24 protein-coding genes are annotated in these 25,573 nt (G+C 61.7%); 18 read left to right on the forward strand and 6 right to left on the reverse strand.

The genetic code is table 11. The annotated features are described in order from the left end of the window. Positions 1-21 precede the first annotated feature (21 nt). The 5 genes from ACQ66J_RS13785 to ACQ66J_RS13805 all read left to right on the forward strand — a co-directional run bounded on the left by ACQ66J_RS13785 (position 22) and on the right by ACQ66J_RS13805 (position 6,335). The gene (locus tag ACQ66J_RS13785) at positions 22-1,668 is read left to right on the forward strand and encodes a thiamine pyrophosphate-dependent enzyme (protein ID WP_430432081.1); all 1,647 of its coding nucleotides are present in this window, start codon (positions 22-24) and stop codon (positions 1,666-1,668) included. 40 nt (positions 1,669-1,708) lie between these two features. Beyond that, entirely contained in the window at positions 1,709-2,914 is a 1,206-nt protein-coding gene (locus ACQ66J_RS13790) for a glycine C-acetyltransferase (RefSeq protein WP_430432082.1), read from the forward strand. A 140-nt stretch (positions 2,915-3,054) separates the two neighbouring features. Next, positions 3,055-4,242, forward strand: a complete 1,188-nt coding sequence (locus ACQ66J_RS13795; RefSeq protein ID WP_430432083.1) for a hypothetical protein — start codon at positions 3,055-3,057, stop codon at positions 4,240-4,242. An 82-nt stretch (positions 4,243-4,324) separates the two neighbouring features. After that, complete coding sequence (gene tdh / locus ACQ66J_RS13800) at positions 4,325-5,359, forward strand: L-threonine 3-dehydrogenase (protein ID WP_430432084.1); 1,035 nt, start codon at positions 4,325-4,327, stop codon at positions 5,357-5,359. A gap of 310 nt (positions 5,360-5,669) precedes the next feature. Next, positions 5,670-6,335, forward strand: a complete 666-nt coding sequence (locus ACQ66J_RS13805) for a nitroreductase family protein (RefSeq protein WP_430432085.1) — start codon at positions 5,670-5,672, stop codon at positions 6,333-6,335. A gap of 51 nt (positions 6,336-6,386) precedes the next feature. On the opposite strand, the gene ACQ66J_RS13810 is transcribed toward ACQ66J_RS13805, so the two are convergent. From ACQ66J_RS13810 to ACQ66J_RS13820, 3 genes are all read right to left on the reverse strand, one after another. Beyond that, positions 6,387-7,781, reverse strand: a complete 1,395-nt coding sequence (locus ACQ66J_RS13810; protein ID WP_430432086.1) for a methyl-accepting chemotaxis protein — start codon at positions 7,779-7,781, stop codon at positions 6,387-6,389. A gap of 71 nt (positions 7,782-7,852) precedes the next feature. Further along, positions 7,853-8,035, reverse strand: a complete 183-nt coding sequence (locus ACQ66J_RS13815) for a superinfection immunity protein (protein ID WP_430432087.1) — start codon at positions 8,033-8,035, stop codon at positions 7,853-7,855. A 137-nt stretch (positions 8,036-8,172) separates the two neighbouring features. Further along, positions 8,173-9,789 carry a long-chain-fatty-acid--CoA ligase gene (locus ACQ66J_RS13820; RefSeq protein WP_430432260.1) on the reverse strand — a complete coding sequence of 539 codons (1,617 nt, stop codon included), beginning with the start codon at positions 9,787-9,789 and terminating at the stop codon, positions 8,173-8,175. A gap of 167 nt (positions 9,790-9,956) precedes the next feature. Between ACQ66J_RS13820 and ACQ66J_RS13825 the strand changes: the two genes are divergently transcribed. Further along, positions 9,957-10,937: a threonine ammonia-lyase gene (locus ACQ66J_RS13825; RefSeq protein ID WP_375549155.1), complete on the forward strand. Its 981-nt coding sequence runs from the start codon at positions 9,957-9,959 to the stop codon at positions 10,935-10,937. Positions 10,938-10,939: 2 nt separating this feature from the next. Here ACQ66J_RS13825 and ACQ66J_RS13830 read toward each other — a convergent pair whose 3' ends face one another. After that, positions 10,940-13,120, reverse strand: a complete 2,181-nt coding sequence (locus tag ACQ66J_RS13830) for a lytic transglycosylase domain-containing protein (RefSeq protein WP_430432088.1) — start codon at positions 13,118-13,120, stop codon at positions 10,940-10,942. Between the two features lie 147 nt (positions 13,121-13,267). Between ACQ66J_RS13830 and dapA the strand changes: the two genes are divergently transcribed. Beyond that, the gene (gene dapA / locus ACQ66J_RS13835) at positions 13,268-14,140 is read left to right on the forward strand and encodes a 4-hydroxy-tetrahydrodipicolinate synthase (RefSeq protein ID WP_430432089.1); all 873 of its coding nucleotides are present in this window, start codon (positions 13,268-13,270) and stop codon (positions 14,138-14,140) included. Then, positions 14,137-14,607 carry an SsrA-binding protein SmpB gene (gene smpB, locus ACQ66J_RS13840; RefSeq protein WP_375549152.1) on the forward strand — a complete coding sequence of 157 codons (471 nt, stop codon included), beginning with the start codon at positions 14,137-14,139 and terminating at the stop codon, positions 14,605-14,607. Before dapA ends, smpB begins: the two co-directional genes overlap by 4 nt. A 6-nt stretch (positions 14,608-14,613) precedes the next feature. Here smpB and ACQ66J_RS13845 read toward each other — a convergent pair whose 3' ends face one another. Then, positions 14,614-15,276, reverse strand: a complete 663-nt coding sequence (locus tag ACQ66J_RS13845) for a uracil-DNA glycosylase (RefSeq protein ID WP_430432090.1) — start codon at positions 15,274-15,276, stop codon at positions 14,614-14,616. After that, complete coding sequence (locus ACQ66J_RS13850; RefSeq protein WP_022702171.1) at positions 15,266-15,838, reverse strand: NYN domain-containing protein; 573 nt, start codon at positions 15,836-15,838, stop codon at positions 15,266-15,268. The genes ACQ66J_RS13845 and ACQ66J_RS13850 overlap by 11 nt, the downstream gene beginning before the upstream one ends. Between ACQ66J_RS13850 and folK the strand changes: the two genes are divergently transcribed. The 10 genes from folK (at position 15,837) to parC (ending at position 25,554) form a co-directional block, all read left to right on the forward strand. Continuing rightward, positions 15,837-16,436: a 2-amino-4-hydroxy-6-hydroxymethyldihydropteridine diphosphokinase gene (gene folK / locus ACQ66J_RS13855; RefSeq protein WP_430432091.1), complete on the forward strand. Its 600-nt coding sequence runs from the start codon at positions 15,837-15,839 to the stop codon at positions 16,434-16,436. The genes ACQ66J_RS13850 and folK overlap by 2 nt on opposite strands. A 47-nt stretch (positions 16,437-16,483) precedes the next feature. Continuing rightward, entirely contained in the window at positions 16,484-16,861 is a 378-nt protein-coding gene (gene rpoZ, locus ACQ66J_RS13860) for a DNA-directed RNA polymerase subunit omega (RefSeq protein WP_022702173.1), read from the forward strand. A 5-nt stretch (positions 16,862-16,866) separates the two neighbouring features. Beyond that, complete coding sequence (locus tag ACQ66J_RS13865; protein ID WP_430432092.1) at positions 16,867-19,110, forward strand: RelA/SpoT family protein; 2,244 nt, start codon at positions 16,867-16,869, stop codon at positions 19,108-19,110. Then, positions 19,107-19,691, forward strand: coding sequence for an orotate phosphoribosyltransferase (gene pyrE / locus ACQ66J_RS13870; protein WP_375549148.1), 585 nt, complete (start codon positions 19,107-19,109; stop codon positions 19,689-19,691). The genes ACQ66J_RS13865 and pyrE overlap by 4 nt, the downstream gene beginning before the upstream one ends. Beyond that, positions 19,691-20,449, forward strand: a complete 759-nt coding sequence (locus tag ACQ66J_RS13875; RefSeq protein WP_430432093.1) for a pyridoxine 5'-phosphate synthase — start codon at positions 19,691-19,693, stop codon at positions 20,447-20,449. The genes pyrE and ACQ66J_RS13875 overlap by 1 nt, the downstream gene beginning before the upstream one ends. Further along, positions 20,446-20,853 (forward strand): holo-ACP synthase, encoded by a 408-nt coding sequence (gene acpS / locus ACQ66J_RS13880; RefSeq protein WP_430432094.1) that lies wholly within the window; start codon positions 20,446-20,448, stop codon positions 20,851-20,853. Before ACQ66J_RS13875 ends, acpS begins: the two co-directional genes overlap by 4 nt. A gap of 19 nt (positions 20,854-20,872) precedes the next feature. Beyond that, entirely contained in the window at positions 20,873-21,559 is a 687-nt protein-coding gene (gene rnc, locus ACQ66J_RS13885; protein ID WP_430432095.1) for a ribonuclease III, read from the forward strand. Next, on the forward strand, positions 21,552-22,475 hold the full coding sequence (era, locus tag ACQ66J_RS13890; protein WP_160091761.1) for a GTPase Era: 924 nt from the start codon (positions 21,552-21,554) through the stop codon (positions 22,473-22,475). The genes rnc and era overlap by 8 nt, the downstream gene beginning before the upstream one ends. Next, on the forward strand, positions 22,475-23,203 hold the full coding sequence (gene recO, locus ACQ66J_RS13895) for a DNA repair protein RecO (protein ID WP_430432096.1): 729 nt from the start codon (positions 22,475-22,477) through the stop codon (positions 23,201-23,203). Before era ends, recO begins: the two co-directional genes overlap by 1 nt. Before the next feature lie 110 nt (positions 23,204-23,313). Beyond that, entirely contained in the window at positions 23,314-25,554 is a 2,241-nt protein-coding gene (gene parC / locus ACQ66J_RS13900) for a DNA topoisomerase IV subunit A (RefSeq protein ID WP_430432097.1), read from the forward strand. The last annotated feature ends 19 nt before the right edge of the window (positions 25,555-25,573 follow it).

Below are 25,573 nucleotides of genomic sequence, written 5' to 3' on the forward strand. Positions count from 1 at the left end.
ATTCTTGCGGAGATCCCGATCATGCCTTCACGCACTGGCGCCCAGCACCTTATCGACGCTCTGTCCGCCAATGGCGTCGAGCGAATTTTCGGCGTTCCAGGTGAGAGTTACCTGGCAGCTCTTGATGCACTGGTTGAAGTGGATATTCCCTTTGTCCAGTGCCGCCACGAAGCGGGGGCCGCCAATATGGCGGAAGCCCATGGCAAGCTGACGGGGCGTCCGGGCATCTGTTTTGTAACCCGGGGTCCCGGAGCCACCCAGGCTGCGGTCGGGGTTCACACGGCGCTGCAAGACTCTACGCCGATGATCTTGCTGGTCGGGCAGGTCCGTCGGGAGGATGAGGGGCGCGAAGCGTTTCAGGAGCTTGATTATGCGCAGGCCTTTGCGGGTCTCGCCAAGGCGGCGTTTGAGATTCGAGATCCGGCGCGTGTGCCTGAAATGATGATGCGGGCCTTCGCGCTCGCCATGAATGGACGACCCGGGCCGGTGGTCGTCGGCTTGCCAGAAGACATGCTGACCGAGATTGCGGACGCGCCGGACGCTGCGGCTTTGGTTCCTGCGCGCAGCGAAGTCTCCGCTCAGACGGCGCATGAAATCGCCGCGATGATCGACGCGGCCGAGCGCCCGGTGATGATGGTGGGCGGTCCGGGCTGGCGCGATGAAGATCGTGACGCCTTGCATGATTTCGCGGTGCGCACCAATTGTCCCATTCTCACAAGTTTCCGCGTCAAGCATCTGTTTGATAACACGCATTCCCATTATGGCGGGGAGGCCGGCATTGGCGCCTGTCCGGCCGTGGTGACGGCTTTGCGCGAAGCGGACCTGATCGTCGCGGTCGGCCCGCGTCTGGGGGAGATGACCACCCAGAGCTATGATCTGTTCGACGTGCCCGAAGGCGTCGCGGACCGTCTGGTTCATATTCATCCCGGGGGCGAAGAGCTGGGCCGGGTCTATCGACCGAGACTGGCCGTCACCGCCCAGGCGGGACCGGCGCTCAGCGCGGTCAACGCCGCCGCCAAGCCAGACAATGCGGCCTCTCGCGCTGACTGGGTCAAGCAATGCCGCGCCGCCTATGACGCCTGGATTGAACCGGTTGAGGTGACGGGCGATGTGAACCCGTCGATCATCTGGCGTGAGACGTCAGACAAGCTCGGCGGTCAGGCGATCATGACCAATGGCGCTGGTAATTTCGCGGCCTGGCTGCACCGGTATTGGGTGCATCAATGTTGTCCGAGCCAACTCGCGCCGACCTCGGGGGCCATGGGATATGGATTGCCGGCGGCGATCGCGGCGAAGCTGCATTGCCCAGACCGTCCGGTGATTGCGGTGTGCGGGGATGGCGATTTCATGATGGCCGCGCCCGAGCTGGCGACGGCGGTTCAGCATGGTGCGAACATCGTCGTGTGCGTGTTTGACAACGGCGCCTACGGCACCATCCGCATGCACCAGGAACAATCTTATCCGGGCCGGGTCAGCGGCACCGACCTTTCAAATCCCGACTTCAAATTATTGGCCGAGGCCTGTGGCTGCGCCGGGTATTATGTCGACAAGACAGAAGACTTCGCCGCGGCCCTTGATCAGGCCCTCAGGGCGGGTCGGCCCGCCCTGATCCACGTCAAACAAAGCCTGGCTGATATTGCGCCGGGCAAGACGCTCACTCTGAGCTAAGTCATAGCCAACAGTGTCCGACCTGCAGGGAGTCCACCCCATGTCCCAGAGCTTTTATGACCGCCTGACCGAAACCCTCGCCGAGATCGATGCGGACGGGCTCTACAAGCGCGAACGCACTATCACGTCGCAGCAGTATTCAGAGATCGACGTGCGCGGGACCGACGGGGCAGAGCGTCATGTGCTGAATTTCTGCGCCAACAATTATCTCGGCCTGGCGAACCGGCCCGAGCTGATCGACGCCGCCAAGACGGCGCTCGACCGGTATGGCTTTGGCGTCGCTTCCGTGCGCTTCATCTGTGGCGCTCAGGAAGTCCACAAACAGCTGGAAGCGGCCATCGCCGACTTCACCGGCCATGAAGACTCCATTCTCTATGCGGCGGCGTTTGACGCCAATGGCGGCCTGTTCGAGCCGCTTCTGGGCCCGGAAGACGCGATCATTTCCGATGCGCTGAACCACGCCTCGATCATTGACGGCGTGCGCCTGTGCAAGGCCAAGCGCTATCGCTACGCCAATTCGGACATGAATGATCTGGAAGCCCAGCTCAAACAGGCCCGCAAGGATGGCGCGCGCACCATTATGATCGTCACTGACGGCGTGTTCTCGATGGATGGCTATATCGCCGATCTCAAATCCATCTGTGATCTGGCCGACAAGTATGACGCGCTGACCATGGTGGATGATTGCCATTCCCATGGCTTCATGGGCGCAAAGGGACGCGGCACACACGAGCATTGCGGCGTCATGGGCCGTATCGACATCATCACCGGCACGCTGGGCAAGGCGCTCGGTGGCGCCATGGGCGGGTTCACCGCCGCTAAAAAGCCGGTCATCGACATTCTGCGCCAGCGCTCACGCCCGTATCTGTTCTCCAACTCGCTCGCCCCGGCCATTGCGGGCGCCAGCCTGAAAGCGCTGGAAATGGTGCGCGAGGGCGATGATCTGCGCGCCCGGCTGTTTGACAACGCCAAACGCTTCCGCACCGGCATGACAGACGCCGGCTTTGATCTTTTGCCGGGCGAGCACCCGATCATTCCGGTGATGCTGGGCGACGCCGCCCTGAGCCAGCAAATGGCCGACAAGCTGATGGAGGAGGGCGTCTATGTGATCGGCTTCTTCTATCCGGTCGTCCCCAAGGGCAAGGCCCGCATCCGCACCCAGATGAGCGCTGCGCATACGCCTGAAATGATTGACCGCGCCGTCGCCGCCTTCACCAAGGTTGGCAAGGAGCTGGGGGTGATCTGACAGGCCGGGTTCCAAGGTCGTCCACTGGCGTGGGGGTACTGAGGAGCGGCTCATGCTTCTGTGTCGATCATTTCGCGGATGCGCTCTCCATTTGAGTGTGCGAAGCTCCAACCCTGTCTCGATCAGGCAAGGGGGACGCCATGACCGACGCGACCATGAATGATTTCACCGTGCAAGGCGCTTCTAGCGCCCGGCCGGGCGACGAGATGCTGCCGTTTCTCAACAATTTCCATGACATCTTCACCACGATCGGCGTCTTTATCCTGTTCGCCGGGCTTGGCCTGGGCGCCGGCCAGCTCTACAGCGCGCTTGATCTCGCCTCTAACAGTCTGGCCGCTGAGGCGGTGCTGCTGGGACTGGTGGGCGGCATCGGTCTGATCGCCTGGGGGCTATCGGCTATCCTGGTGGGCAAGCAGCGCCGGATCCTGCCAGGGATTTTCCTCTCACTTGCGGCGGTGGGCTGCCTGGGATTCGTCCTTGCCTGGCTCTATTCGCGTTTAGTGGTCGGTGTGGTCGGCGAGGCGGGTTTTGAGCAGGCATTTGCCGGATTTGAAGGCATGGGCGAACTGTCGCGCGCCGAAATTTCCGCCGCTTTGGCGGACATGCCACTCTCCATCCGGACCTGGCCGGTGGCGTTGGCCCTGGCCTTTACGGTTCCGGTGGCGGCTTACTATGTCAGTTTTCGACTACCCTTTGCCGGTGGTCTTCTGGGAGTGGCGCTCACCTCTCTGGCGGTCGTAATCGCCCTGATTATCGATCCCTATACCGTGATTGTTTTCAATCCCGTGGTCAGCCTTGCAACCGGGCTGGCGCTGTTCCTGGCGGGCATAATTTTCGATGCTCGCGACCCCGCGCGCCAGACACGATTGTCAGGCACCGGGTTCTGGCTGCACTTTTTTGCTGCGCCAACCCTTCTGGGCGCGGCGATCACCATCGTGAATACGGGCTGGAGCGTATCGCTTGAGGACTTCAACGAGGCTGGCATGATGGCGGGGCTCGTCGCCGGTGATGACGCTGCAGCGCTGCGTAGCGCGGTTGTAACCCTGATTGTCATTGGCGCCTTTGCACTGGTCTCGTTGTTGATCAATCGTCGGGCGCTGATCGTGTCGGGGCTGATTACCGCTGGGATCGCCATGGGCGTCGTGGTCAACCAGCTGGGACTGGATGCGGCGGGTGTGGCGGCGATCACGCTGTTGATGCTGGGCGGCGTCGTGGTCTTGTTGGGGGTGGCGTGGACGCCGGTGCGCCGCATCCTGACCGCGCCGTTTCCCATCACGGGTCCGCTGGCGCGCATCATACCGCCGCCGGTGGCTGGCGTAGAAGGCTAGGGGCTGCCGCAGCCCCTTCCCATTCTTGTGCGGTCATGGTCAAACCGAGCCATTATTCTGTCGCTAAATGCGGGAGCCGCCTATGAAAGCCCTGGTCAAAGCCAAAGCCGAAGAAGGCCTGTGGTTGCAAGATGTCGACAAGCCCGAGATCGGGCCGGATGACGTCCTGATCCGCGTGCACAACACCGCCATCTGCGGCACCGACGTGCATATCTATAACTGGGACTCCTGGGCGCAAAAAAACGTGCCCGTGCCCATGGTGGTGGGTCATGAATTCGGCGGCGTGATCGAGGCAGTCGGATCTGACGTGCATCGCGTTAGCCCTGGCATGCGCGTGTCCGGCGAAGGCCATGTGGTGGGCGAGAAATCGCGTGCCGTACGCGCGGGGCGCTTCCATCTCGATCCCGACACCAAGGGCGTGGGCGTGAACATGCCCGGCGCGTTCGCGGAATATCTGGTGATTCCGGCGTTCAACGCCGTGCCGCTGCCCGACGAAGTCTCCATGGAGCAGGCGGCGTTCCTCGACCCGCTGGGCAACGCCGTTCACACCGCCACGGCCTTTGATCTGGTGGGCGAAGACGTTCTGATCACCGGCGCGGGGCCCATCGGCATCATGGCCGCCGCCGTCGCGCGTCATTGCGGCGCGCGTCATATCGCGGTGACCGACATCAATCCCGATCGCCTGGCGCTGTTGGAAAAGGTCTGCCCCACCGCCGTGCCGGTGAACACCACGAAAGATGACCTCAAGGACGTTCGCGCGCGCCTGAAGATGACCGAAGGCTTTGATGTGGGCCTTGAGATGTCAGGCGCCGAGCCCGCCTTCAACCAGATGGTCGAGAACATGGTGATGGGCGGCAAGATCGCCATGCTGGGCCTGCCGGGCAAACCCTTCACTCTCGACATGGGCAGCCTGATCATGCGGGCGATCACCTTCAAGGGGATCTATGGCCGGGAAATGTTTGAGACCTGGCACAAAATGCTGGCCATGCTGCAGTCCGGCCTCGATGTCAGCCAGCTGATCACCCACCGCCTGCCGGCGACCGAGTTTCAAAGCGGCTTTGACGCCATGCGCTCTGGCAAGGCGGGCAAGGTGATCCTCGATTGGACTGAGGTGTGATATCCAAGCAATCTCTTACTTTGGTAGCGGGAACACTGGTGAGCGCAGGGTGTCTGTTGGCCTGGGCGTTTCTATGGCGTGATATTTCCCTACTGGCTCTTGCCTATATTTTGGGGTTTGCAACCGTCTCTGATCTCATTTTTTACAGATTAAACAGTTATGCGAAAAATATAGGGGAGAAGGTGCTCGTTGGCGAGATAACGGGGGGCTGGGTTCGTGATTTAAAAGTTGCCTCTATTGTTATCGCTATGCTTTTTTTGTGGTTTGGAGTTCTGTTCTTTGGTCTGTGTATAATTTTGTGGCTGGGTCAATGATGGACACGCTGCCTCTTGAATTCACCAAACTGCCCGAAGCGGAAATGCGTGCGCGCGCGTCCGCGTTTTATGAGACCATGCGTCAGCGGCGCACGGTGCGTGATTTCTCTGACCGTGCCGTGCCGCGCGAGATTATCGAGACGGCGATCCTGACGGCCGGCACCGCGCCCAATGGCGCCAACCACCAGCCCTGGCATTTCACGGTTCTGGGGCAGGGGAAGTTGCGCACCCAGCTTCGTGAGGCCGCGGAAGCGGAAGAGCGCGCCTTTTACGAGGGCAAGGCCAGCGCGGAATGGCTCGAAGCGTTAGAGCCTTTGGGTACAGACGCCAGCAAGCCGTTTCTGGAAACCGCGCCCTGGATCATTGCTGTCTTCGCGCAGCGCCGCGGCGGGCCGAAACCGGGCGATGACCGGAAGAATTATTATGTCTCTGAAAGCGTCGGCATCGCCTGCGGCCTGTTGATCGCCAGCCTGCACCAGGCCGGGCTCGCCACCCTGACCCACACGCCCAACCCTATGGGGTTCCTGACGGAAATCTGCGAACGCCCGGCGTCTGAGAAGCCGATGATGCTTGTGGTCTGCGGCTATCCGACCGAGGGCGCTCAGGTGCCGCTTCATGCGCTGGAAAAGAAAGCGCTCTCCGAGATCAGCGATTTTCGCTGAGGCCTGAATGACGCGCCAGCGGGGTACGTCCCTGCTGGCGCGTTGTCATGTCTAGGCCTTGCTGAGATGCGACATCAGTCGGTCCAGCGCGGTCAGCACATCGTCTGACGCGGCTTCCATCTCTTCAACCGCGGCTTCCGCGCCGTCGAGATCGCCTTGTGCGCAGAGACGGGCGGCGCGTTTGCCGCATTCATGCGTGCGGGCATGCGGCGCTTCAATCTCAACAAAGGCCGGGATGGAGCCATACTGGCTGCGGGCCTTTTCATACCATTTGCCCAAGCGGCAGGACCGGTGATCGGACAGCTCGCTTTCAGACAGCTTGGTCGCCCCCACCAGCATGCTGTTGAGACGCTTCTTCCACAGCAAATGGTCAGATTTCGCGCAATGCAGAACAAAGTTCTCGATATTGCGTTCGCTCAAGGCGCTGAGCGTTTGACCGATGGTGGATTCAGTTCCGGCGCTGGCCTCAACCACATTCTCGACCCGCTCGCGCGCCTTGGTGGCGCCGTCTGCGATTTGGGTCACAGATTGTGACAGCTCAGTTGTGGCGTTGGACTGTTCCTCGATCAGGCGCGCGATGTCAGAGACGATCTGGGCGCTTTCGCGAACCCTGTCCGTCACCGAGTTGACGGCTTGTTCGGACGAGTTGGCGGCGTCGATGCCGGCATGGATGGAGTTTGACGAGTGCGACACCGCCTCGGTGATGGCCGTCACCTGACGCTGCAGATGCTCCATGCGCAGGCGGATGTCTTCGGTCGCCTTGGCGGTCTGACCGGACAGCGCCTTGACCTCGCCAGCCACCACGGCGAAGCCTTTGCCTGCTTCTCCGGCCCGTGCGGCTTCGATCGTGGCGTTGAGCGCCAGCAAATTGGTCTGGTCGGCGATGGCGGCGATCGTGTCCACGATCTCGGCGATCTGCCGTGACGCCTGCTCCAGATCGGTGACCCGACCCGTAATGGTTTCAAAAGCGCCGCCCAGCTGTTCGCTTTCCGAGCGCGTCAGCCGCACCGCTTCCAGACCGGATTGGGATTGCTCAACGCATGCGCCCAGTGAGTCCGCGCCCCGGCTGGCGAGCTTGTTGATTTCATGGATCGAAAAATCCAGCTCTTCCACCGCGCTGGACATGCCTTTGGCGTGCTTATCCATTTTCCGCACTTCGCCGGTGGCGCGCGACACCGCAGCCATGGCGTTGGAGTTCTGCATGGAGGCGTTGACCGTCCGCTCAAGCTCAGCGGAATTGCGGCGGGTCAACTCCTGATGCAGGTCAGACAGAGCCTCAGCGACGTCGCGCGGCAAGGCGCTGAGCTCTGGCTTTTGCCCCGTTTTGATGGCGGCGACCGCCGCGGCGAGCTGGCTGGACAGGTCCTGCGTCTCTGTGAATGTGTCTGTTGAGACGACAGTCTCGGCCATGTCGGATGAAACGGCCTTGCGTCCAAAACTCAGCATATCTTTTCCCCATATGAAGTAATTCATACGGGTAGCCAGTGATGGGTAAACGCTTGGTTCACAAGGCGTGACTAGGCCCGAATTCGTCGCTCCACTGCTGTGCAGGACCAGATCAGAGCGATCAGCCAGCCGATGACGGTCCAACCGAGCAACAGATTGGTCAGGAAAATCGCAAAACCATTATGGTGACCGCGCACCAGCGCGATCAGCGTGGGCAGGAAATGCAGCACCGCCAGCAGAATCATTACGTCCATGACCAACCTCCTTATTGTTTGTCGATAAATGTGGGGAGGGGGGCCGCATTCTGCAAGTGACGATCCTGTAAGGTTGGCCAGAAAAAACCCCGATGCAGCGCACCGGGGTTTTGTCCGTGTCAGTCATGCGTGAGCGGCTATTCAGGGAAGGTGTAGTCCTTGAACATCTCGCGCAGCTTGGTTTTGAGGATCTTGCCCGTGGCGCCGATCGGCATTTCGTCGATGAATTCGATGCCGTCTGGCAGCCACCATTTTGGAACCCGCGTCGACAGATACTCGCGAATGGAATCCGGCGTCGGCGTGGTGTTGGGTTTGGGCTGAACGATCAGCAGCGGGCGCTCCTGCCATTTGGGGTGGGGCATGCCCACGGCTGCGGCCATGGCTACATCCGGATGGCCCATGGCGGCGTTTTCCAGATCGATGGAGCTGACCCATTCGCCGCCGGACTTGATGACGTCCTTGGAGCGGTCCGTGATGGTCATATAACCGTCCTGGTCGATATGACCCACATCGCCGGTCTTGAACCAGCCGTCGTCTGTAAAGCTGTCAGGGCCTGCGCCGCGATAATAGCTGTCGATGATCCAGGGGCCGCGCACATGGATATGGCCCGCGGACTGGCCGTCGCGCGGCAGCACATTGCCGTCATCATCCACGGTTCGCATGTCCACGCCGAACAGCAGGCGGCCTTGTTTGAGCTTGACGCCGACCTTCTCGTCCTCGGTCAGGTCTTCATGCTTGGGCAGGAGTTTGCCGACCGTGCCCAGCGGGCTCATCTCGGTCATGCCCCAGCCTTGCTGCATCTCCACGTCATACTCGTCCTGATAAGCGCGCATCAGCGCTTCAGGCATGGCCGAGCCGCCCATCAGCACTTTCTGGACGCAATCGATCCGCTTGCCGCTGTCGCGCAGATACTGAAGCAGGCCCAGCCAGACGGTGGGCACGCCCAGAACCTGGTTCACCGCTTCACCTTCGATCAGGCTTTGCAGGCTTTCACCATCGAGTTGCGCGCCCGGCATGACCAGTTTCGCGCCCGCCATGGCGGCGGCGTAAGGCACCCCCCAGGCGTTGACGTGGAACATGGGCACCACTGGCATCACCACCCCGTCCGCGCCGACGCCGATCGCGTCCACGCTGCAGCAGGCCATGGCGTGCAGCACCGTGGAGCGGTGTGAATAGAGCGCGCCCTTGGGATCGCCCGTGGTGCCGGAGGTATAGCAAAGCCCTGCAGCAGAGTTCTCGTCGAACTCGGGGAAATCATACTCGTCATGCGCGTTCGCAAGCAGGGTCTCGTAGACGTCGACCTTGGTCTTGGTCTGCGGCTTGGTGGCTTCGCCGGTCATGGCGATCCAGCGCTTGACCGTCTTGCAATGCTTGGCCACCGCATCCACCAGCGGCGCGAAGGTCACGTCAAAGAAAACGTGCTTGGCCTTGGCGTGATCAATGATCCAGGCGAGCTGTTCGGGGCTGAGCCGCGGATTGGCGGTGTGGATCACCGCGCCAACGCCGGACACAGCGTAATACAGCTCCATATGGCGATGCGTGTTCCAGGCGATTGTGGTGATCCGGTCGCCGGGTTTCACCTTCAGCGGTCCTGTCAGGACATTGGCGAGCTGTTGGGTGCGCTTATAGCAATCGGCATAGCCATAGCGGTGAATTTCGCCCGTATCGGGCAGGCGCGATACGATTTCGCGCTGGCCATGGTTGAGAGCTGCATGGTGTAAAATGTCCGCAATCATGAGCGGACGGTTCATCATCTGACCGCGTAGCAAGGCTCAGTCCTCCCCTGTAACCTGACGCTCAGCCGAGCTAAGCGCTGGTTCGTTTTGTTGTTACGCCTATCAAAAGGCCCGGAAGCGCAGTACGCAATCCCTTTCGCACCAGTTTCTTGCAGCCGCACAAAAGTTCGAAAGGCTTTGCAGCCATGACGTCTTCACTTCCTGACTTTGATGATGTCCGTGCAGCCGCCGCACGCTTGAAAGATCAGGCGGTCCGCACGCCCTTGCTGACCAATGCGGCGTTGGATGACCATGTGGGCGGACGAATTTTTTTAAAAGCGGAATGCTTGCAGCGCACTGGCACTTTCAAATTCCGGGGCGCCTTTAACGCCCTGTCTAAACTCAGCGAATCGCAAGCGCGCAAAGGTGTCGTCGCGTTCTCGTCCGGCAATCACGCCCAGGGCGTGGCCGAGGCGGCGCGTATTCTGGGGATCAAGGCGATCATTGTGATGCCCGAAGATGCGCCGGAAGTGAAAAAAGCGGGCGTTCTGGCGCGCGGCGCCGAGATCCGCGCCTATGACCGGGCCACCGAAAGCCGCGAAGAGATCGCTCTAGCGTTATGTGAGACAAGCGGTGCGGCCTTGATCCCCTCTTATGATCATCCTGACGTGATCGCCGGGCAGGGGACTTGCGGGCTGGAAATCTTTGAAACGCTCAAGGCTGACGGGGTTCAGGCCGATCAGCTGATTTGCTGCGTCGGCGGCGGCGGCCTGATCGCCGGCATCAACCTGGCGGCGCACGCGCTGTCGCCCGACACCGCAATTTATGGCGCGGAGCCGGAAGAGTTTGATGATCACGCCCGATCTCTGGCCAGCGGCCACAAGGTCGAGAATGTCCGCAAAGCGGGATCCTTGTGTGATGCGCTTCTGACCGAAACGCCTGGCGAACTGACCTTCGCCATCAACCAGCCGCGCCTCGCAGGCGTTGGCGTGGTCAGTGATCTGGAAGCGCTGCAGGCGGTGCGCTTCGGATTTGAAACACTGAAACTCGTGCTTGAGCCGGGCGGGGCGGCGGCCTTGGCGGCGCTCCTGTCCGGCAAGATCGACGCGAAGGGCAAGACCACAGTCGTGGTGCTGACGGGCGGCAATGTGGACAGCGCCGTCTTTCAACACGCGCTGTCCAGCTAGATCTAACGGCCCTCGGCGCCGCCTTCTGGCTCTTCATTCGGGTCGATCAGGACCGGAGCATCCGGGGCGGCGGCGTCCGCCTCGTCTTCCAGCGCGCTCTCAAGAGCCTGAGCTTCCCGCAAAGCGGCGACGAAATCATCGGGCAGCGCCGGAAGGTCGCGTGAGAACTGTCCGGACAGATCCTGGGTGATGTTGAGCGGCGTCGCTTCGCCATTGTTCAGGCGCGCGCGGTAAACCTGCAGGTTCTCGATGATGCGCTGAACATAATTGCGCGTCTCCGAGAACGGAATGGACTCCACCCAGTCGATCGGGTCGATGTCATCGGTGCGCGGATCGCCGTAATTGTTCACCCAGCGGCGCACCCGGTGTCCGCCGGCGTTATAGGCGGCGAGCGCCATCACCAGCGAGCCTTCGTAATCTGTGACCACTTCCTCAAGATGGGCCATGCCCAGGGTCAGGTTGTAGTCGGGATCATCTGTCAGCCATTGGAAATTATAGGGCATGTCCAACTGACGCGCGGTCTGGCGCGCGGTGGCGGGCATCATTTGCATCAGGCCGCGGGCGCCGGCGCCAGAGACGGCCTGAGGGTCAAACTCGGTCTCCTGACGGATAACAGAATAGGTCAAGGCGATTTCAGGCGCCCTGGGCGCGGCGTCTGGCAGATCGATCATGGGATAGGCGCGCTCGGCCAGGATCATGCCTTGAAGACGCCCGGCCTTGGCGGCCCGCACGGCCTGGCGAATCTGGAAGTATTCCAGCGCGATGTCTGTGATCATCGCCTGTTCCTCAGGCGTCTGCATTTCGTCGTCGAAATGATACATGAAGACACGGAACAGATAATCCGCATCCACTTCCGCCAGCAGCCTCAGGGCCTGAATTTCAGGCCGGGCGTTGAAGGCGGCGCGGGCCTCTTCGCTGGGATCGGGATCGGGCGGCAGATCAAGCTCCGCGGCTTCAGGCCCGAGCGCGAGGATGGCGAGCTGACCGTAATAGGCTGTGGGGTAGCCGGCCGCAGCGGTGAAACGGTCTGAGGCCAGCTCCAGTTCGCCGGAGGCTTCCGCTGCGCGGCCCTGCCAATACAGCGCGCGCGAGGTGGAGACCGGCGTGGTGACGCCGTCTTCGAGACGTTCAAAATGGGCGAAGGCGACACCTGGCTGATCCAGTTTGGTCAGCGCCAGCCAGCCGGCCAGAAACTCGGCGTCTGCGAATTCCACACCGCGTTCCATGCCGTTCGATGAGGCGAGTTCATAAGCGGTCTCGAATTCGCGATCCCGGATCAGACCGAGGATCATGAGTTTGCGCTCCGTCCACATAGATTCCAGCGCGGCGTCATTGTCATAGCTGTCCGGCAATTCCAGCAGCAGCTCAAGAGACGTGTCCAAGCCCCGGCGGCGACGCCAGCGGGCGCGCTCATACACCAGGCCAGGCGTGTCGCTCAGCGAGTCAGGGACAGCGGACACCGCGCCATCCACGCCGCTGGAGCGGCTGGCCAGCCGGATGCGCGCTTCCGCAACGCGGCGTTCGCCAGCAGAAAGCTCCGGCAAGAGGCGGCTGGCGGCGGTGCGTTGACCCGCCCAGAGCAAATAGTCGACGCGGGCGGTGTGATCCTCAGCGGTCAACACATCCCCATGCGCGCGCAGCACATCACGTTGGTTAGACAGGCGCAGGCTCTGCGTACGCCAGGCGGTGCGAATCTGCTCGGCGCCTTCATCCTCGCGTCCCAGCGCGATCAGCGATTCGCCCAAGGCGATGCGGCCTTCGCCGGTGACCGGTTCGCGATCTTCAAACCAGGCGACGATCAAGGCCGGGCTGAGCCCTGAATCCTCGATCTTCCACTCCGCTTCGCGCAGGATGGACCAATGACGTGGCCAGCCGTCCAGCTCATCGATGGCGCGATCAAGGTCTGAAAACGGCGCACGGGCGTCGCTGACCGCGATCCGCCACAGCAGCACATGATCCGCTACCGGATTCTCCAGCGTAATCATGGCGGCGCGTACATCATCCCAGTCGTCATCATCGGCGGCGCGCATGCCGTGCCTGAACGCCGTGAAGTCGGCGTCTGACAGCAAGACCGAATGGTTCGGCACAGGCGGTTTCAGCCGCGGTTCAGGCGTTTGGGCCGTCGCGGTCGACGGCGACAGGGAAAGGGCGAGCAGGAACAGCGCGGCGCGGGCCAGGGTCACGTCTGTATGTCCTATGTAAGAGCCGGATAACCGGCAGGGTGAGCCAAGTGCAAGCCGCTGTCCATGATTGTCCTCTGCACTTGGCGCAAATCAGTGCGGCGCGTATGGTCCGCGCCCGAATTTGAAGTTCCGATGAAGGTCCGTCCCATGTTCCAAGGCTCCCTGACAGCGCTCGTCACCCCGTTCAAGAACGGCGCCGTTGACGAGACAGCCTTCGCCGCCCTGATCGAGCGTCAGATCGCGGCCGGAACGGCTGGGCTTGTTCCGGCTGGCACCACAGCGGAAACGCCGACCCTGACCCAGGCCGAGCGGCTACGCAGCGTCGAGCTGTGCGTGGAGATTGCAGCCGGGCGGGTTCCTGTGATCGCAGGGGTTGGGGTGAACGCGACAGCGGCCACGGTTGAGTTGCAGCAGCACGCCAAAGAAATCGGGGCCGACGCCGGTCTGGTGGTCGCGCCGTATTATAACAAACCGTCTCAGGACGGGATCATCGCCCACTTCACCGCCATCGCGGACGCGGTGGCCCTGCCGATCGTCGTCTACAATATTCCGGGCCGGTCCATCGTCGATATAACAGTTGAGACCATGGCGGAGCTGGCGCGTCATCCCAATATCATTGGCGTGAAGGATGCGACGGGCGACGTCCAGCGCGTCACCCGGCATCGCAATGTGATCGGCGATGACTTCATCCAGCTGTCGGGTGAGGATGCGTCGGCTCTGGGCTATAACGCCCATGGCGGCCATGGCGCGATCTCTGTGACGTCCAATGTTGCGCCCGATTTGTGCGCTCAGTTCCAGAACGCCTGCCTTGAAGGCCGCTGGGATGAAGCGCGCGCGATGAATGATCGCCTGCAGCCCTTGCATGAGGCGTTGTTCGCAGCGCCGAGCCCGGGTCCGAGCAAATATGCGCTGTCGCTTCTGGGCTTGTGTGATGAAGAGGTGCGTCTGCCGCTGGTTGCGTGCCCTGACACCGTGAAGGTGAAAGTCCGCGCGGCGATGGAAAGCTGTGGTCTGCTATGAGCAAGAACAAAGATGATAACGGTCTGGTGGCGGTCAACCGGCGCGCCCGGTTCGACTATGAGTTGGAAGACACGTTTGAAGCCGGCATCCAGCTTTTGGGCACCGAGGTGAAGTCTTTACGCGCAGGCAAGGCCAATATCGCGGAATCCTATGTCAGCCCGGAAGATAGCGAGATCTATCTGATTAACGCCGATATCCCGCCCTATGATCATGGCAATCGCTTCAACCATGCGCCGCGCCGCCGTCGCAAATTGCTGCTGAAGAAAAAAGAGATCAACAAGATCGCAGGCTCAGTCGCGCGCGACGGCCGTACGGTCGTGCCCTTGCGCCTGTATTTCAACGAACGCGGCATCGCCAAGCTTCAGATCGCGCTCGCCAAGGGCAAGAAGACCGTGGACAAGCGCGAGACCAAGAAAGAACGCGATTGGCAGCGCCAGAAATCGCGCCTCATGAAGAATTTCGGCTAGGGACGTTCAGCTTTCGTCCAAATGAGCCCGCGCGGCGCGAAACACGTTGTGGAACATGGCTTCGGTCAGTCGTCCGGTGTTCGTGTTGTAGCGCGAGCAATGATAGCTGTCGAACAGGGACAGAGATCCGTTCGGGCCTTCCAAATAATGACGCGCGCCATGACCGAAGGTGAACTCGGATTGTTTATAGCCGAGCGCCTTGACCGTGTTTTCGTGTGAGACGCGCCCGAGGCAGATCAATGTCGAAAGCCGGGGCAGGGCCTTGATCCGGGCCGTCAGGAACGGCCGGCAAGTGTTCATTTCCGCGCCGATGGGCTTGTTCTGCGGCGGCACGCACCGCACGGCGTTGGTGATCATGGCGTCCTTGAGCTTCAGATCATCGTCGCCGTCGGGGTCGAACTCTCCCGTTGAAAAGCCGAACGTCTCAAGCGTCGGGTAGAGCAGATCCCCCGCCCAGTCGCCCGTGAAGGGACGCGCGGTGCGGTTGGCCCCGCCTCGGCCCGGCGCCAGTCCGACGATCAGAAGACGTGCGGTCTCATCGCCAAAGCTGGGCACGGCGCCGTTGAACCAGTCTGGCTCAGCGGCGATGTTTTCAAGCCGATATTTGACCAGGCGCGGGCACAGCGCGCAATCGGGCGCGGGCTCCGCCGGGACCGGACTATTCATCATCACCGTTTTCACTGTCGTCAAACTCGCGCTGGCGGCGTTCACGACCGACCAGCTGACCCAGGTCACGAAGCTCGATGAAGGTGTCGGCCTGGCGGCGCAGATCGTCGGCCGCCATGGGGGGAGAGGACTTCAGCGTCGAGACGACGGAGACCCGAACGCCCTTGCGCTGGACGGCTTCGACCACTTTGCGGAAATCGCCATCGCCGGAAAACAGCACGATATGATCAAGGTAATCAGCGGCTTCCATCACATCGATGGCCAGGTCCACATCCATGTCGCCCTTGATGCGGCGGCGTCCTGAATCGTCGGTATATTCCTTGGCGGCCTTCGTGATGACCTTGAAGCCGTTATAGTCCAGCCAGTCGATCAGAGGGCGGATGGGCGTGTACTCTTCGCTTTCAATCAAAGCGGTGTAGTAATTGGCCCGGATCAGACGGCCGCGCTTGCGAAATTCTTCAAGCAGGCGTTTGTAATCAATGTCAAAATCAAGGTTTCTGGCGGCGGAATACAAATTTGCGCCATCAATGAATAAACCGAGCTTCTCGTTCGGGTAGAAGGTCATGTCTATGCCTTTCCAACAATCTCTATGTTTCAATGAGGCTCAGCGGGGCATATTTATCGCCCTGGGAGCCAATCGACCTTATCGCCGTCACACGCTGTTTGAAAACCTGCATCATGCGCTGCAACTGCTATCCCAGCGTGAGATTTCGATCCTTTCCTGCTCTCGGCCCTGGCGTACGCCAGCCTGGCCGGATCCGTCTCAACCGCCTTTTCTGAACGCCGTCGCCCGGATTGACTGGGCGGGGGAAGACCCGGCGACCCTGATGCAGATCTTGCACGAGGTTGAAACGGTTTGCGGGCGCGTTCGGTCTGTTCGCAATGCGCCGCGCACCCTTGATCTTGACCTGATTGATTTCAAAACAAGGGTTCAGGCGCCAAAGACCGCGCATGGCCTCTCTCTGCCTCATCCGCGCGCCAATGACCGCGCCTTCGTGCTCTTGCCTCTGCGCGAAATTGCGCCACACTGGCGCTGTCCGGTCAGCGGGGCGTTCATCGACACGCTGATCAGTCGGCTGAGCTGGAATGACCGCAAGGGCTGCCGCCCTGCGGGGGGTGTGCTTCATGCTGCGACGCACAGGTTGAAGCGTGGCGCCACATAAGCTATCAGCAGTCTTTCAAGTTTTACGTATTCAAGGAGCGCCCCGGCATGGCTCGCGTTACCGTCGAAGATTGCATTGACAAGGTCGACAACCGGTTCCGTCTGGTTCTTCTGGCCGCGCACCGCGCTCGGAACATCTCTGCCGGCGCCGAGCTGACCCTTGATCGTGACAACGACAAGAACCCGGTTGTCGCCCTGCGTGAGATCGCTGATGAAAAGCTCGATCTCGATACGCTGGGTGAAAGCCTGGTCTCCGGCCTGCAGCGCGTGATCCCGTCTGACGATGAAGACGGCGGTATTGAAGAGCGCGTGCCGCAGACCGAAGCGCCTGCCGCCCCGGCTTTGCCTGCGCCTGAAATGGATGAGACCGCTATGCTCAAGGCGTTGCAGTCTGACCGTGACGGCCCCGCTGACGGCCGACTCTAAGCCTTATGAGTGCGCTGGCGTCTCCGTCTGCGCTCGCTTCCGCCGACGCGATCCCGAGCGCCGACGATCTGATCGCGCGCGTTCAGGCCTATTATCCGCAAGCTGACGCGGATCTGATCCGACGCGCCTATGACTTTGCGCGCGACAGCCATGAAGGGCAGTCGCGTCAGTCGGGTCACCCTTATTATTCCCACGTCGTCGCCGTCGCCATGTTGCTCGCCGAGCTGCGTCTGGATGTCTCCACCATCTGTACCGGCCTGTTGCATGACACGGTTGAGGACACGCCGGCGACGCTTGCCGATATCGAGCGCTTGTTCGGCGCGGACGTGGCGCAATTGGTGGACGGGGTGACCAAGCTGGGGCAGATGGAGCTGGGCTCCAAGCGCACCAAGCAGGCGGAAAACCTGCAAAAACTGGTCGTCGCCATCACTCGCGACGTGCGCGTCCTGTTGGTGAAGCTGTGTGACCGGCTGCACAATATGCGTACGCTGCATTATGTGCCCAAGCCTGAAAAGCGAGAGCGGATTGCGCGCGAAACGCTTGAAATCTATGCGCCTCTGGCACGGCGGATTGGGGTCAACCGGGTTTGCGTCGAGCTTGAAAACCTCTCCTTCCAGAACGTCAATCAGGCGGCGTATGAATCCGTCACCCGGCGTCTGACCGAGTTGCGCGAAACTCGCGCGGACGCCGTCTCGATCGTCTCTTCAACACTCTCGGAACGACTGACAGAGGCGGGCATCGACTGCCGCGTCTTCGGGCGTGAAAAGCGGCCTTACTCGATCTGGCGCAAGCTGGAGAAAAAAGGCGTTTCGTTTGACGATATCGCTGACATTTACGCCTTCAGGATCCTGACGGAGGATGCTGAGGCTTGTTACGCCGCCCTGGGCGTCGTCCATCGCACCTGGCGCTGCGTGCCCGAGCGGTTTCACGATTATATTTCAACGCCCAAGCCCAATAATTATCGCTCGCTTCACACCACCATCATCGGTCCGGGAAATGTCCGCATTGAATTGCAGATCCGCACCGAAGAGATGGAGCTCGTGGCCGATACCGGCGTCGCGGCGCACTGGCGCTACAAAACCGACGACGGCTATGCCTATGATCCCAAGGCGGCGCGCGAGGCGGGGGGAGACCCGCTGGATCGTCTGCGTCCCTTCGTGGAAATCCTTGAGCAAGGCGGCGATCCGGACGAGTTTCTCGAGCACGCCAAGCTCGAGATGTTCTCAGACCAGGTGTATTGCTTCACCCCCAAGGGTCGCCTGATCGCTTTGCCCAATGGCGCGACGCCCTTGGACTTTGCGTTCGCCGTTCATACCGAGCTTGGCTATTCCGCTATCGGCGCGCGCATTAATGGACGCGAGCGGCCCTTGCGGACGCGTCTGGGCAATGGCGATGTGATCGAGATCGTCAAAGGCGGCGAGCGCCATCCCCCCGCAGGGTGGGAGGACATGGTCAGCACGGGCCGCGCCCGGGCCGCGATCCGCAAGCTGATCCGCGAATCTGAAAGCGAAGAGTTCGCTCGGATCGGCCGGGTGATCGCGGAACATGCTTTCGCGCGCGAGGGCAAGGAGTTCCGAGACAACGCGCTTGGCGATGCGCTCAAACGGCTTGAGCTCGACAGTGTCGAAGCCCTGATGATCGCTCTGGGGCGGGGCACGGTCAGCTCATCTGAAATGCTGGACGCGGTCTTTCCCGGGCAACGCGAATATCGCGGCGACACACTGTCTGATCGCGAGCGGATTGAAGATGGCAAGGGCTCGCTCTTTGTTCACGGTCGCGGGCTGACGCCGGGCGTCTCGCTGCATTTCGCCGAATGCTGTTCGCCCATGCCTGGCGACCGGATCGTCGGCGTGATGCAGCCGGGGCGCGGGGTCGTGGTTCATGTGATTGATTGCGAACGTCTGGCTGAGTTTGAAGACGACGCCAGCCTGGCGAACTGGATTGATCTGAAATGGACGCCGGAAGCGGATACGCGCGGCGTCTCCGTTGGACGCATACACGCCACCGTGCGCAACGAGCCGGGCGTGCTGGCCGAGATCGCCGGCGTGGTCGGCGATGCGCGCGGCAACATCACAGATGTAAAAACCCTGTCGCGCACGCGTGACTTTTTCGAGATGGCGTTCGATGTGGAAGTGTTCGACGCGCGCCATCTGTCCAATATTGTCTCGGCGCTGAAAACCAGTGACCGGGTGGTGTCGGCGGAGCGCGCGCGCTTCACTGAAGACCCTGCGTTAAAGGAGACCGCATGACCACCGAGGACGTGCTGGCGGAGTTCAAAGAGGCGGGTGCGCTTCTTGAAGGTCATTTCATTCTCTCGTCCGGGCTGCGCAGCCCGGTCTTTTTGCAAAAGGCTCTGGTGTTTCGCGATGCGGCGCGCACCGAGCGCCTGTGCAAAGCGCTGGCGGACGCGTTGAAAGCGGCCGGTCACGGCCCGTTCACCGCCATTGTCTCGCCGGCCATGGGCGGAATCATTCCCGGTTATGAAACCAGCCGTCACATGGAACTGCCCTTCATGTTCGTAGAGCGCGAGAATGGCGAATTCGCTCTGCGCCGCGGGTTTGAGCTGACCGCCGCCGACCGGGTTCTGGTGATTGAAGACATCGTCACCACGGGCCTGTCCTCGCGCGAATGCATCACCGCGATTGAGAAATCCGGCGCCAAAGTCGTGGCTGAGGGGTGTCTGGTGGACCGGTCCGGCGGCAAAGCCGATGTGGGCGTGCCGCTGGTGGCGCTCGCGACGGTGAACTTCCCCGCCTATCCTGCGGATGCTCTGCCTGAAGAGCTGGAACGCATTCCGGCGATCAAGCCGGGCAGCCGGGGGCTCGCCTGATGACGGAGCCGCGCCAGCGCCTGGGACTGAATATCGACCATGTGGCGACCATTCGGAACGCCCGTGGCGGCGTTCATCCCGACCCTGCGCGGGCGGCGGCTATGGCGCATGCGGCCGGGGCGGACGGGTTGACGATCCATTTGCGCGAAGACCGTCGCCATATCCAGGACGCGGATCTGCAAAAAGTGCGTGAAGCGTCTGACCTGCCGATCAATCTTGAGATGGCCGCGACCGAGGAAATGACCGAGATCGCGGTGGCCTTCAAGCCGCACGCCGCCTGCATTGTCCCGGAAAAGCGCGAGGAGCGCACCACCGAGGGCGGGCTCGACGTGGCGGGCCTGCATAACCAGATCGCGCCCATGGTGCGGCGACTGGCGGATGCGGGGTGCCGGGTTTCTCTGTTTATCGAGCCCGACCCCGTGCAGATCGCTGTGGCGGAAGTGCTCGGCGCACCGGTGATTGAGCTGCATACTGGGCGTTTTGCAGAGTTGTGGCTGGAAGGCGGTGCGGACGCGGCGTCCTCTGAGCTGGAGCGTATTCGTCTGGCCGCCGTCGAGGCGCGCAAACGCGGGCTCGAGCCCCATGCCGGCCACGGCCTGACCTTTGACAATGTGAAGCCGATCGCCGCCATTCCGGAGATCGCCGAGCTCAATATCGGTCATTTCCTGATCGGCGAGGCGATTTTTACAGGTCTCGATCAGGCCGTGAAACGTATGCGCGCCCTGATGGATGAAGCGCAGGCGGAGCGCGCCCGGTGATCCTGGGGATTGGATCAGACCTGACCGATATTCGCCGTATAGAGCGCGCGATCACCCGGTTTGAGCAGCGGTTTCTGGATCGGATCTTTACCCCCGCTGAACAGGCCCGGGCGGAAGCCAGGCCCGGGCGAATAAACACGTATGCAAAACGGTTTGCCGCAAAAGAGGCGTGTGCGAAAGCTCTGGGCGGCGGCTTGTGGCGCGGGGTGAGCTTCACAGATATCGAGGTGATGAACCTGAAAGGCGGCAAACCGAGCATCGACCTTTACGGCGCAGCGAAAAGCCAGCTCGACGCCCTGTGTTCTGACGGGCAGAGCGCGTGCATTCATCTCACCATGAGCGATGAGCCGCCCTATGCGCAGGCTTTTGTGGTGATTGAAGCGGTTGACCCAAGAGACACTTGAGAGAATGAACCCCCGTATCATGAGTGATCGGATCAAAGATTTTGAAGCGCGCATCGACTACCGGTTCAAGGACCGGGAGCTTCTCGAGCGCGCGCTGACCCATGCGTCGCACGGCGATGGCCGCTCGCGAGCGTCCTCGAATGAACGCCTTGAGTTTCTCGGCGATCGGGTTCTGGGCCTGATGGCGAGCCAGAAGCTCTATGAGACATTCCCCCATCTTGAAGAAGGCGGGCTGGCCCAGCGTTTGAATGCAGTGGTGAACAAATCCGCTTGCGCCCGCGCCGCTCGCCGCTGTGATCTGGGTGAGGGGCTGCGTCTGTCCGCGGCCGAGGAACGCCTGGGCGGACGCGAGAAAGAATCCATCATCGCGGATGCCTGCGAAGCGGTGATCGGCGCGCTCTATCTGGATGGCGGTCTGGAGGCCGCGCGTGCGTTCTTCACCACCTTCTGGGCGGACGAGTTTGATAAGCTGACCCGCCGCCCCAAGGACGCCAAATCCCAACTTCAGGAATGGGCGGCGCAAAAAGGCTATGGTGTTCCGGTCTACGAGACTGTGGCGCGCAAAGGGCCGGACCACCGGCCTATGTTTGAAATTGAAGTCCGGCTCGACGGTGTCGCGCCGGCGCGCGGCGAGGGCGGGTCCAAACAGGACGCCCAGCGCGCTGCGGCCTCGGAAATGCTCAAACGGGAGGCCGTAGATGGCTGATCAGAACGCCACGCGTGCAGGCTTTGTCGCCATTATCGGCGCGCCGAACGCGGGCAAATCAACGCTGGTGAACGCTTTGGTGGGCCGCAAGGTCTCCATCGTCACCCCCAAGGTCCAGACCACGCGCTTTCAGGTGCGCGGCGTGATGATGCATGGCGCAGCCCAGCTGGTGCTGGTGGACACGCCTGGCGTGTTCGCACCGCGACGCAGGCTGGATCGCGCCATGGTCGCCAGCGCCTGGGAAGGCGCCGATGACGCGGACGCTATCGTGCATGTGGTGGACGCCGCCGCCCAGCTGAGCAAGGCGCGCCGCACGGTGGAAGATGTGGAGCGCGTGATCGACGGCTTGAAGGCGCATGATCTGAAAGCCGTTCTGGTGCTCAACAAGATTGATCTGATCAAGCGTGATGAATTGCTATCCTTGTCTCAAAAGCTATTTGAAACGGGTGTTTACAGCGATGTCTTCATGATCAGCGCCAGCAATGGCGACCGGATCAAGGATCTGGCGGACTTCCTGGTCACCCTGATGCCGGAAAGCCCGTATCTCTATCCTGAAGACCAGATCGCGGATCTGTCTGAACGCATGCTCGCCGCCGAGGTGACCCGCGAGAAGCTCTATCTGCGCGTTCATGACGAGCTGCCTTACGCGCTGACGGTGGAGACGGAAGGCTGGAAGGATCAGCGTGACGGCTCGGTTCGGATCGAGCAGACGGTTTATGTCGAGCGTGAAGCTCACAAGCCGATGATATTGGGCAAGGGCGGGCAGACCATCAAATGGGTGTCCACCGCCGCGCGCACCGATCTGGAAGAACAGCTGGGCCGTAAGGTGCACCTGTTCCTGTTCGTCAAAATTCGTCCGAACTGGGGTGATGAGCGCGCCCGTTTCAACGCGCTCGGGCTCGATTTCGACGCCTGATGGAGTGGACCGCCTCAGGCCGGATTGTCGCCGTTCGCCCTCATGGGGAGACGAGCGCGGTGATCGAGGTTCTGACGGCGGAGCATGGGCGGCATGCGGGTCTGGTGCGGGGCGGGCGCTCTCGCGCCATGCGCCCCATCCTTCAGCCTGGAAACCGCGTGCGGGCCGTCTGGCGTGCCCGGCTTGAAAGCCATCTGGGCGGGTTTCAGGTCGAGGGTGAAGACCTGTCCGCCGGCGTGGTCATGGATGATCCCTTGGCTCTGTCGGGGCTCAACGCCGCCTGCGCCATGGCGTCCCTGTGTCTGCCCGAACGCGAAGAGCATCCGGCGGTCGCGAACGCGTTTGAAGTTCTGATCGCCGCTTTGGAAGACCCCGGCGTCTGGCCCGCGCTCTATGTGCGGTGGGAGGCGGGGCTGCTCTCTGACCTTGGATACGGGCTGGACTTGCGCCGCTGTGCGGCGACGGGCGTTGAGACGGATCTGGTCTATGTGAGCCCCAAGTCAGGCCGCGCTGTCAGCGCAAAAGCGGGCGCGCCCTATAAGGACCGCATGCTGGTGCTGCCGGACTTCATGAAGGGCGGCGGCGCGATCACCGAAGGCGATGTGGGCGCGGGATTAAAGCTCACCGCCCATTTCATCGAGCGCCGCGTGCTCTGGCCCACCGACCGCATGCTGCCGGACGCGCGTACCCGTATGATCGAACGGCTTGAGACCGAAGGGCGTCTGTAACCCGTCGCGGCTCAACTGTTGAAAAGCCTGCGTCATGGCCTGCCCTGACAGGGCGATCCGCTCCATACTGGCTCCCAATCGAATCACTAAGGTGACCTGAGGGCATTTGGATGGGCGAGCAATTTCCGGGCGATGGCGGCCGTATCTTTGATGAGAGCTTTAATGACGCGCTCTCCTCGCGCTATCTCGCCTATGCCCTGTCCACCATCACCCAGCGGGCGCTGCCTGATGCGCGCGACGGCCTGAAGCCGGTTCACCGGCGCTTGCTGTACGCCATGCGCCTTCTGAAACTGGCGCCGGACACCGCCTTCAAAAAATGCGCCCGTGTGGTCGGCGATGTGATCGGCCGTTTTCACCCGCATGGCGATCAGGCCGTCTATGAAGCGCTGGTGCGTCTAGCGCAGGATTTCTCCTCGCGCTATCCGCTGGTCGAAGGCCAGGGCAATTTCGGCAATGTGGACGGCGACGGCGCCGCGGCCATGCGATATACCGAAGCGCGCCTGACCGAAGCCGCCCAGCTGATCTTGCAGGATTACGACGACGGCACGGTCGATTTTCGCGAGACCTATGACGGCGAAGACCGCGAACCACTGGTTCTGCCCGCCGCCTTTCCAAACCTTCTGGCCAATGGCTCGGCGGGTATTGCGGTTGGCATGGCGACCAATATCCCGCCCCATAACGCCGCAGAGCTGTGCGACGCCGCGCGCCATCTGATCAAGACGCCCGGCGCGGCCACTGAAACCTTGCTCAACTATGTGCAAGGACCAGACTTCCCCACGGGCGGGGTGTGCGTGGAGACGCGCGAGAACATTCTCGACGCCTATGAGACGGGCCGGGGCGGTTTCCGCCTGCGCGCCCGCTGGGAGGTTGAGGAGCTGAGCCGCGGTCAATGGCAGATCGTGGTCACCGAAATCCCGTATCTCGTCCAGAAGGCCAAGCTGATCGAGCGCATCGCTTCGCTGCTCGACCAGAAGAAACTGCCATTGCTGGCCGATGTGATGGATGAAAGTGCGGAAGATGTGCGCCTGATCCTGGAGCCGAAATCGCGCACGATTGATCCGGCCCTGTTGATGGAATCCGTCTTCAAGCTGACCGATCTCGAAATCCGGTTTGCGCTGAATCTCAACGTGCTCGACCCGACCGGCGCGCCGCGCGTGGTGGGGCTGAAAGAAGCGCTGCAGATCTGGCTCAACCATCGCCGTGAAGTGGTGGTGCGCCGCGCCACCCGCCGGTTGGAGCAGGTGGAGGACCGGCTGGAAGTCCTGTCGGGCTTCATGGTCGCCTATCTCAATCTCGATGAAGTGATCCGCATCATCCGGTTCGAGGACCATCCCAAAGACCAGCTGATCACCACCTTCTCGCTGACCGATCGTCAGGCCGAAGCCATCCTGAACATGCGTCTGCGCAGCTTGCGCAAGCTTGAGGAGATGGAGATCCGCGACGAGCAGACCCGGCTTGAAGGCGAGCGCGACGCGCTGACGGCCCTGATCGGCGATGAAGAGCTGCAATGGAAAAAGGTCGACAGCGAAGTCGCTGACGTCAAGAAGCGCTTTGGCCCGAACACGCCGCTGGGCAAGCGCCGCACGACCTTCGCCGACGCGCCGGACGCAGACTTCGCCGACATGGTGGAAGAGGCGCTGATCCCGCGCGAGCCGATCACGATTGTCCTCTCGCGTATGGGCTGGATCCGGGCGCTGAAGGGCCATACCGACGATGTGACCGGAATCAAGCACAAGGATGGCGATGAGACGCTGTTCTCGCTGAAAGCCGAGACCACCGACAAGATCCTGATGCTGACCACCGATGGCCGCGTCTATACGCTCGACGCGTCCAAGCTGCCCGGCGGGCGCGGCTTTGGCGAGCCGGTGCGCTTGCTGATCGACATGGATGAAAGCGCCGAGCCGATCGCCCTGTTCAAATACAAGGCGGACCGCAAGCTGCTGCTCGCCTCGACCTCAGGGCATGGCTTCGTGGTGGCGGAAAAAGACCTGCCGGCGATCAAGCGCGCCGGGCGTCAGGTCCTCAATGTGATCGACGGTCACAAGGCCATGATGGCCCTGCCGATTGCGGGCGACCGGATCGCGGTGCTGGGCGAGAACAAGAAGCTTCTGGTCTTTAACGCCGACGAAATCCCCGAAATGGTGCGCGGCAAGGGCGTGCGCCTGCTGGGCGGCAAGTCCGGCGATGTAGCCGATATCAGCATCTTCAACTCAGAAGAGGGCCTGGTGCGCGTCGATCCGGCTGGCCGTCGTCATCTGGTTGAGGATTGGCGCTATTATGAAGGCAAGCGCGCCAGCGCCGGCAAACTCGCCCCGCGCGGCTTCGCCAATAAGAGCTTTGGCGGACGGTAACCACAAACGAAGAGGCTTA

This window comes from Oceanicaulis sp., assembly GCF_965284345.1.
Taxonomy (GTDB): Bacteria; Pseudomonadota; Alphaproteobacteria; order Caulobacterales; family Maricaulaceae; genus Oceanicaulis; species Oceanicaulis alexandrii_A.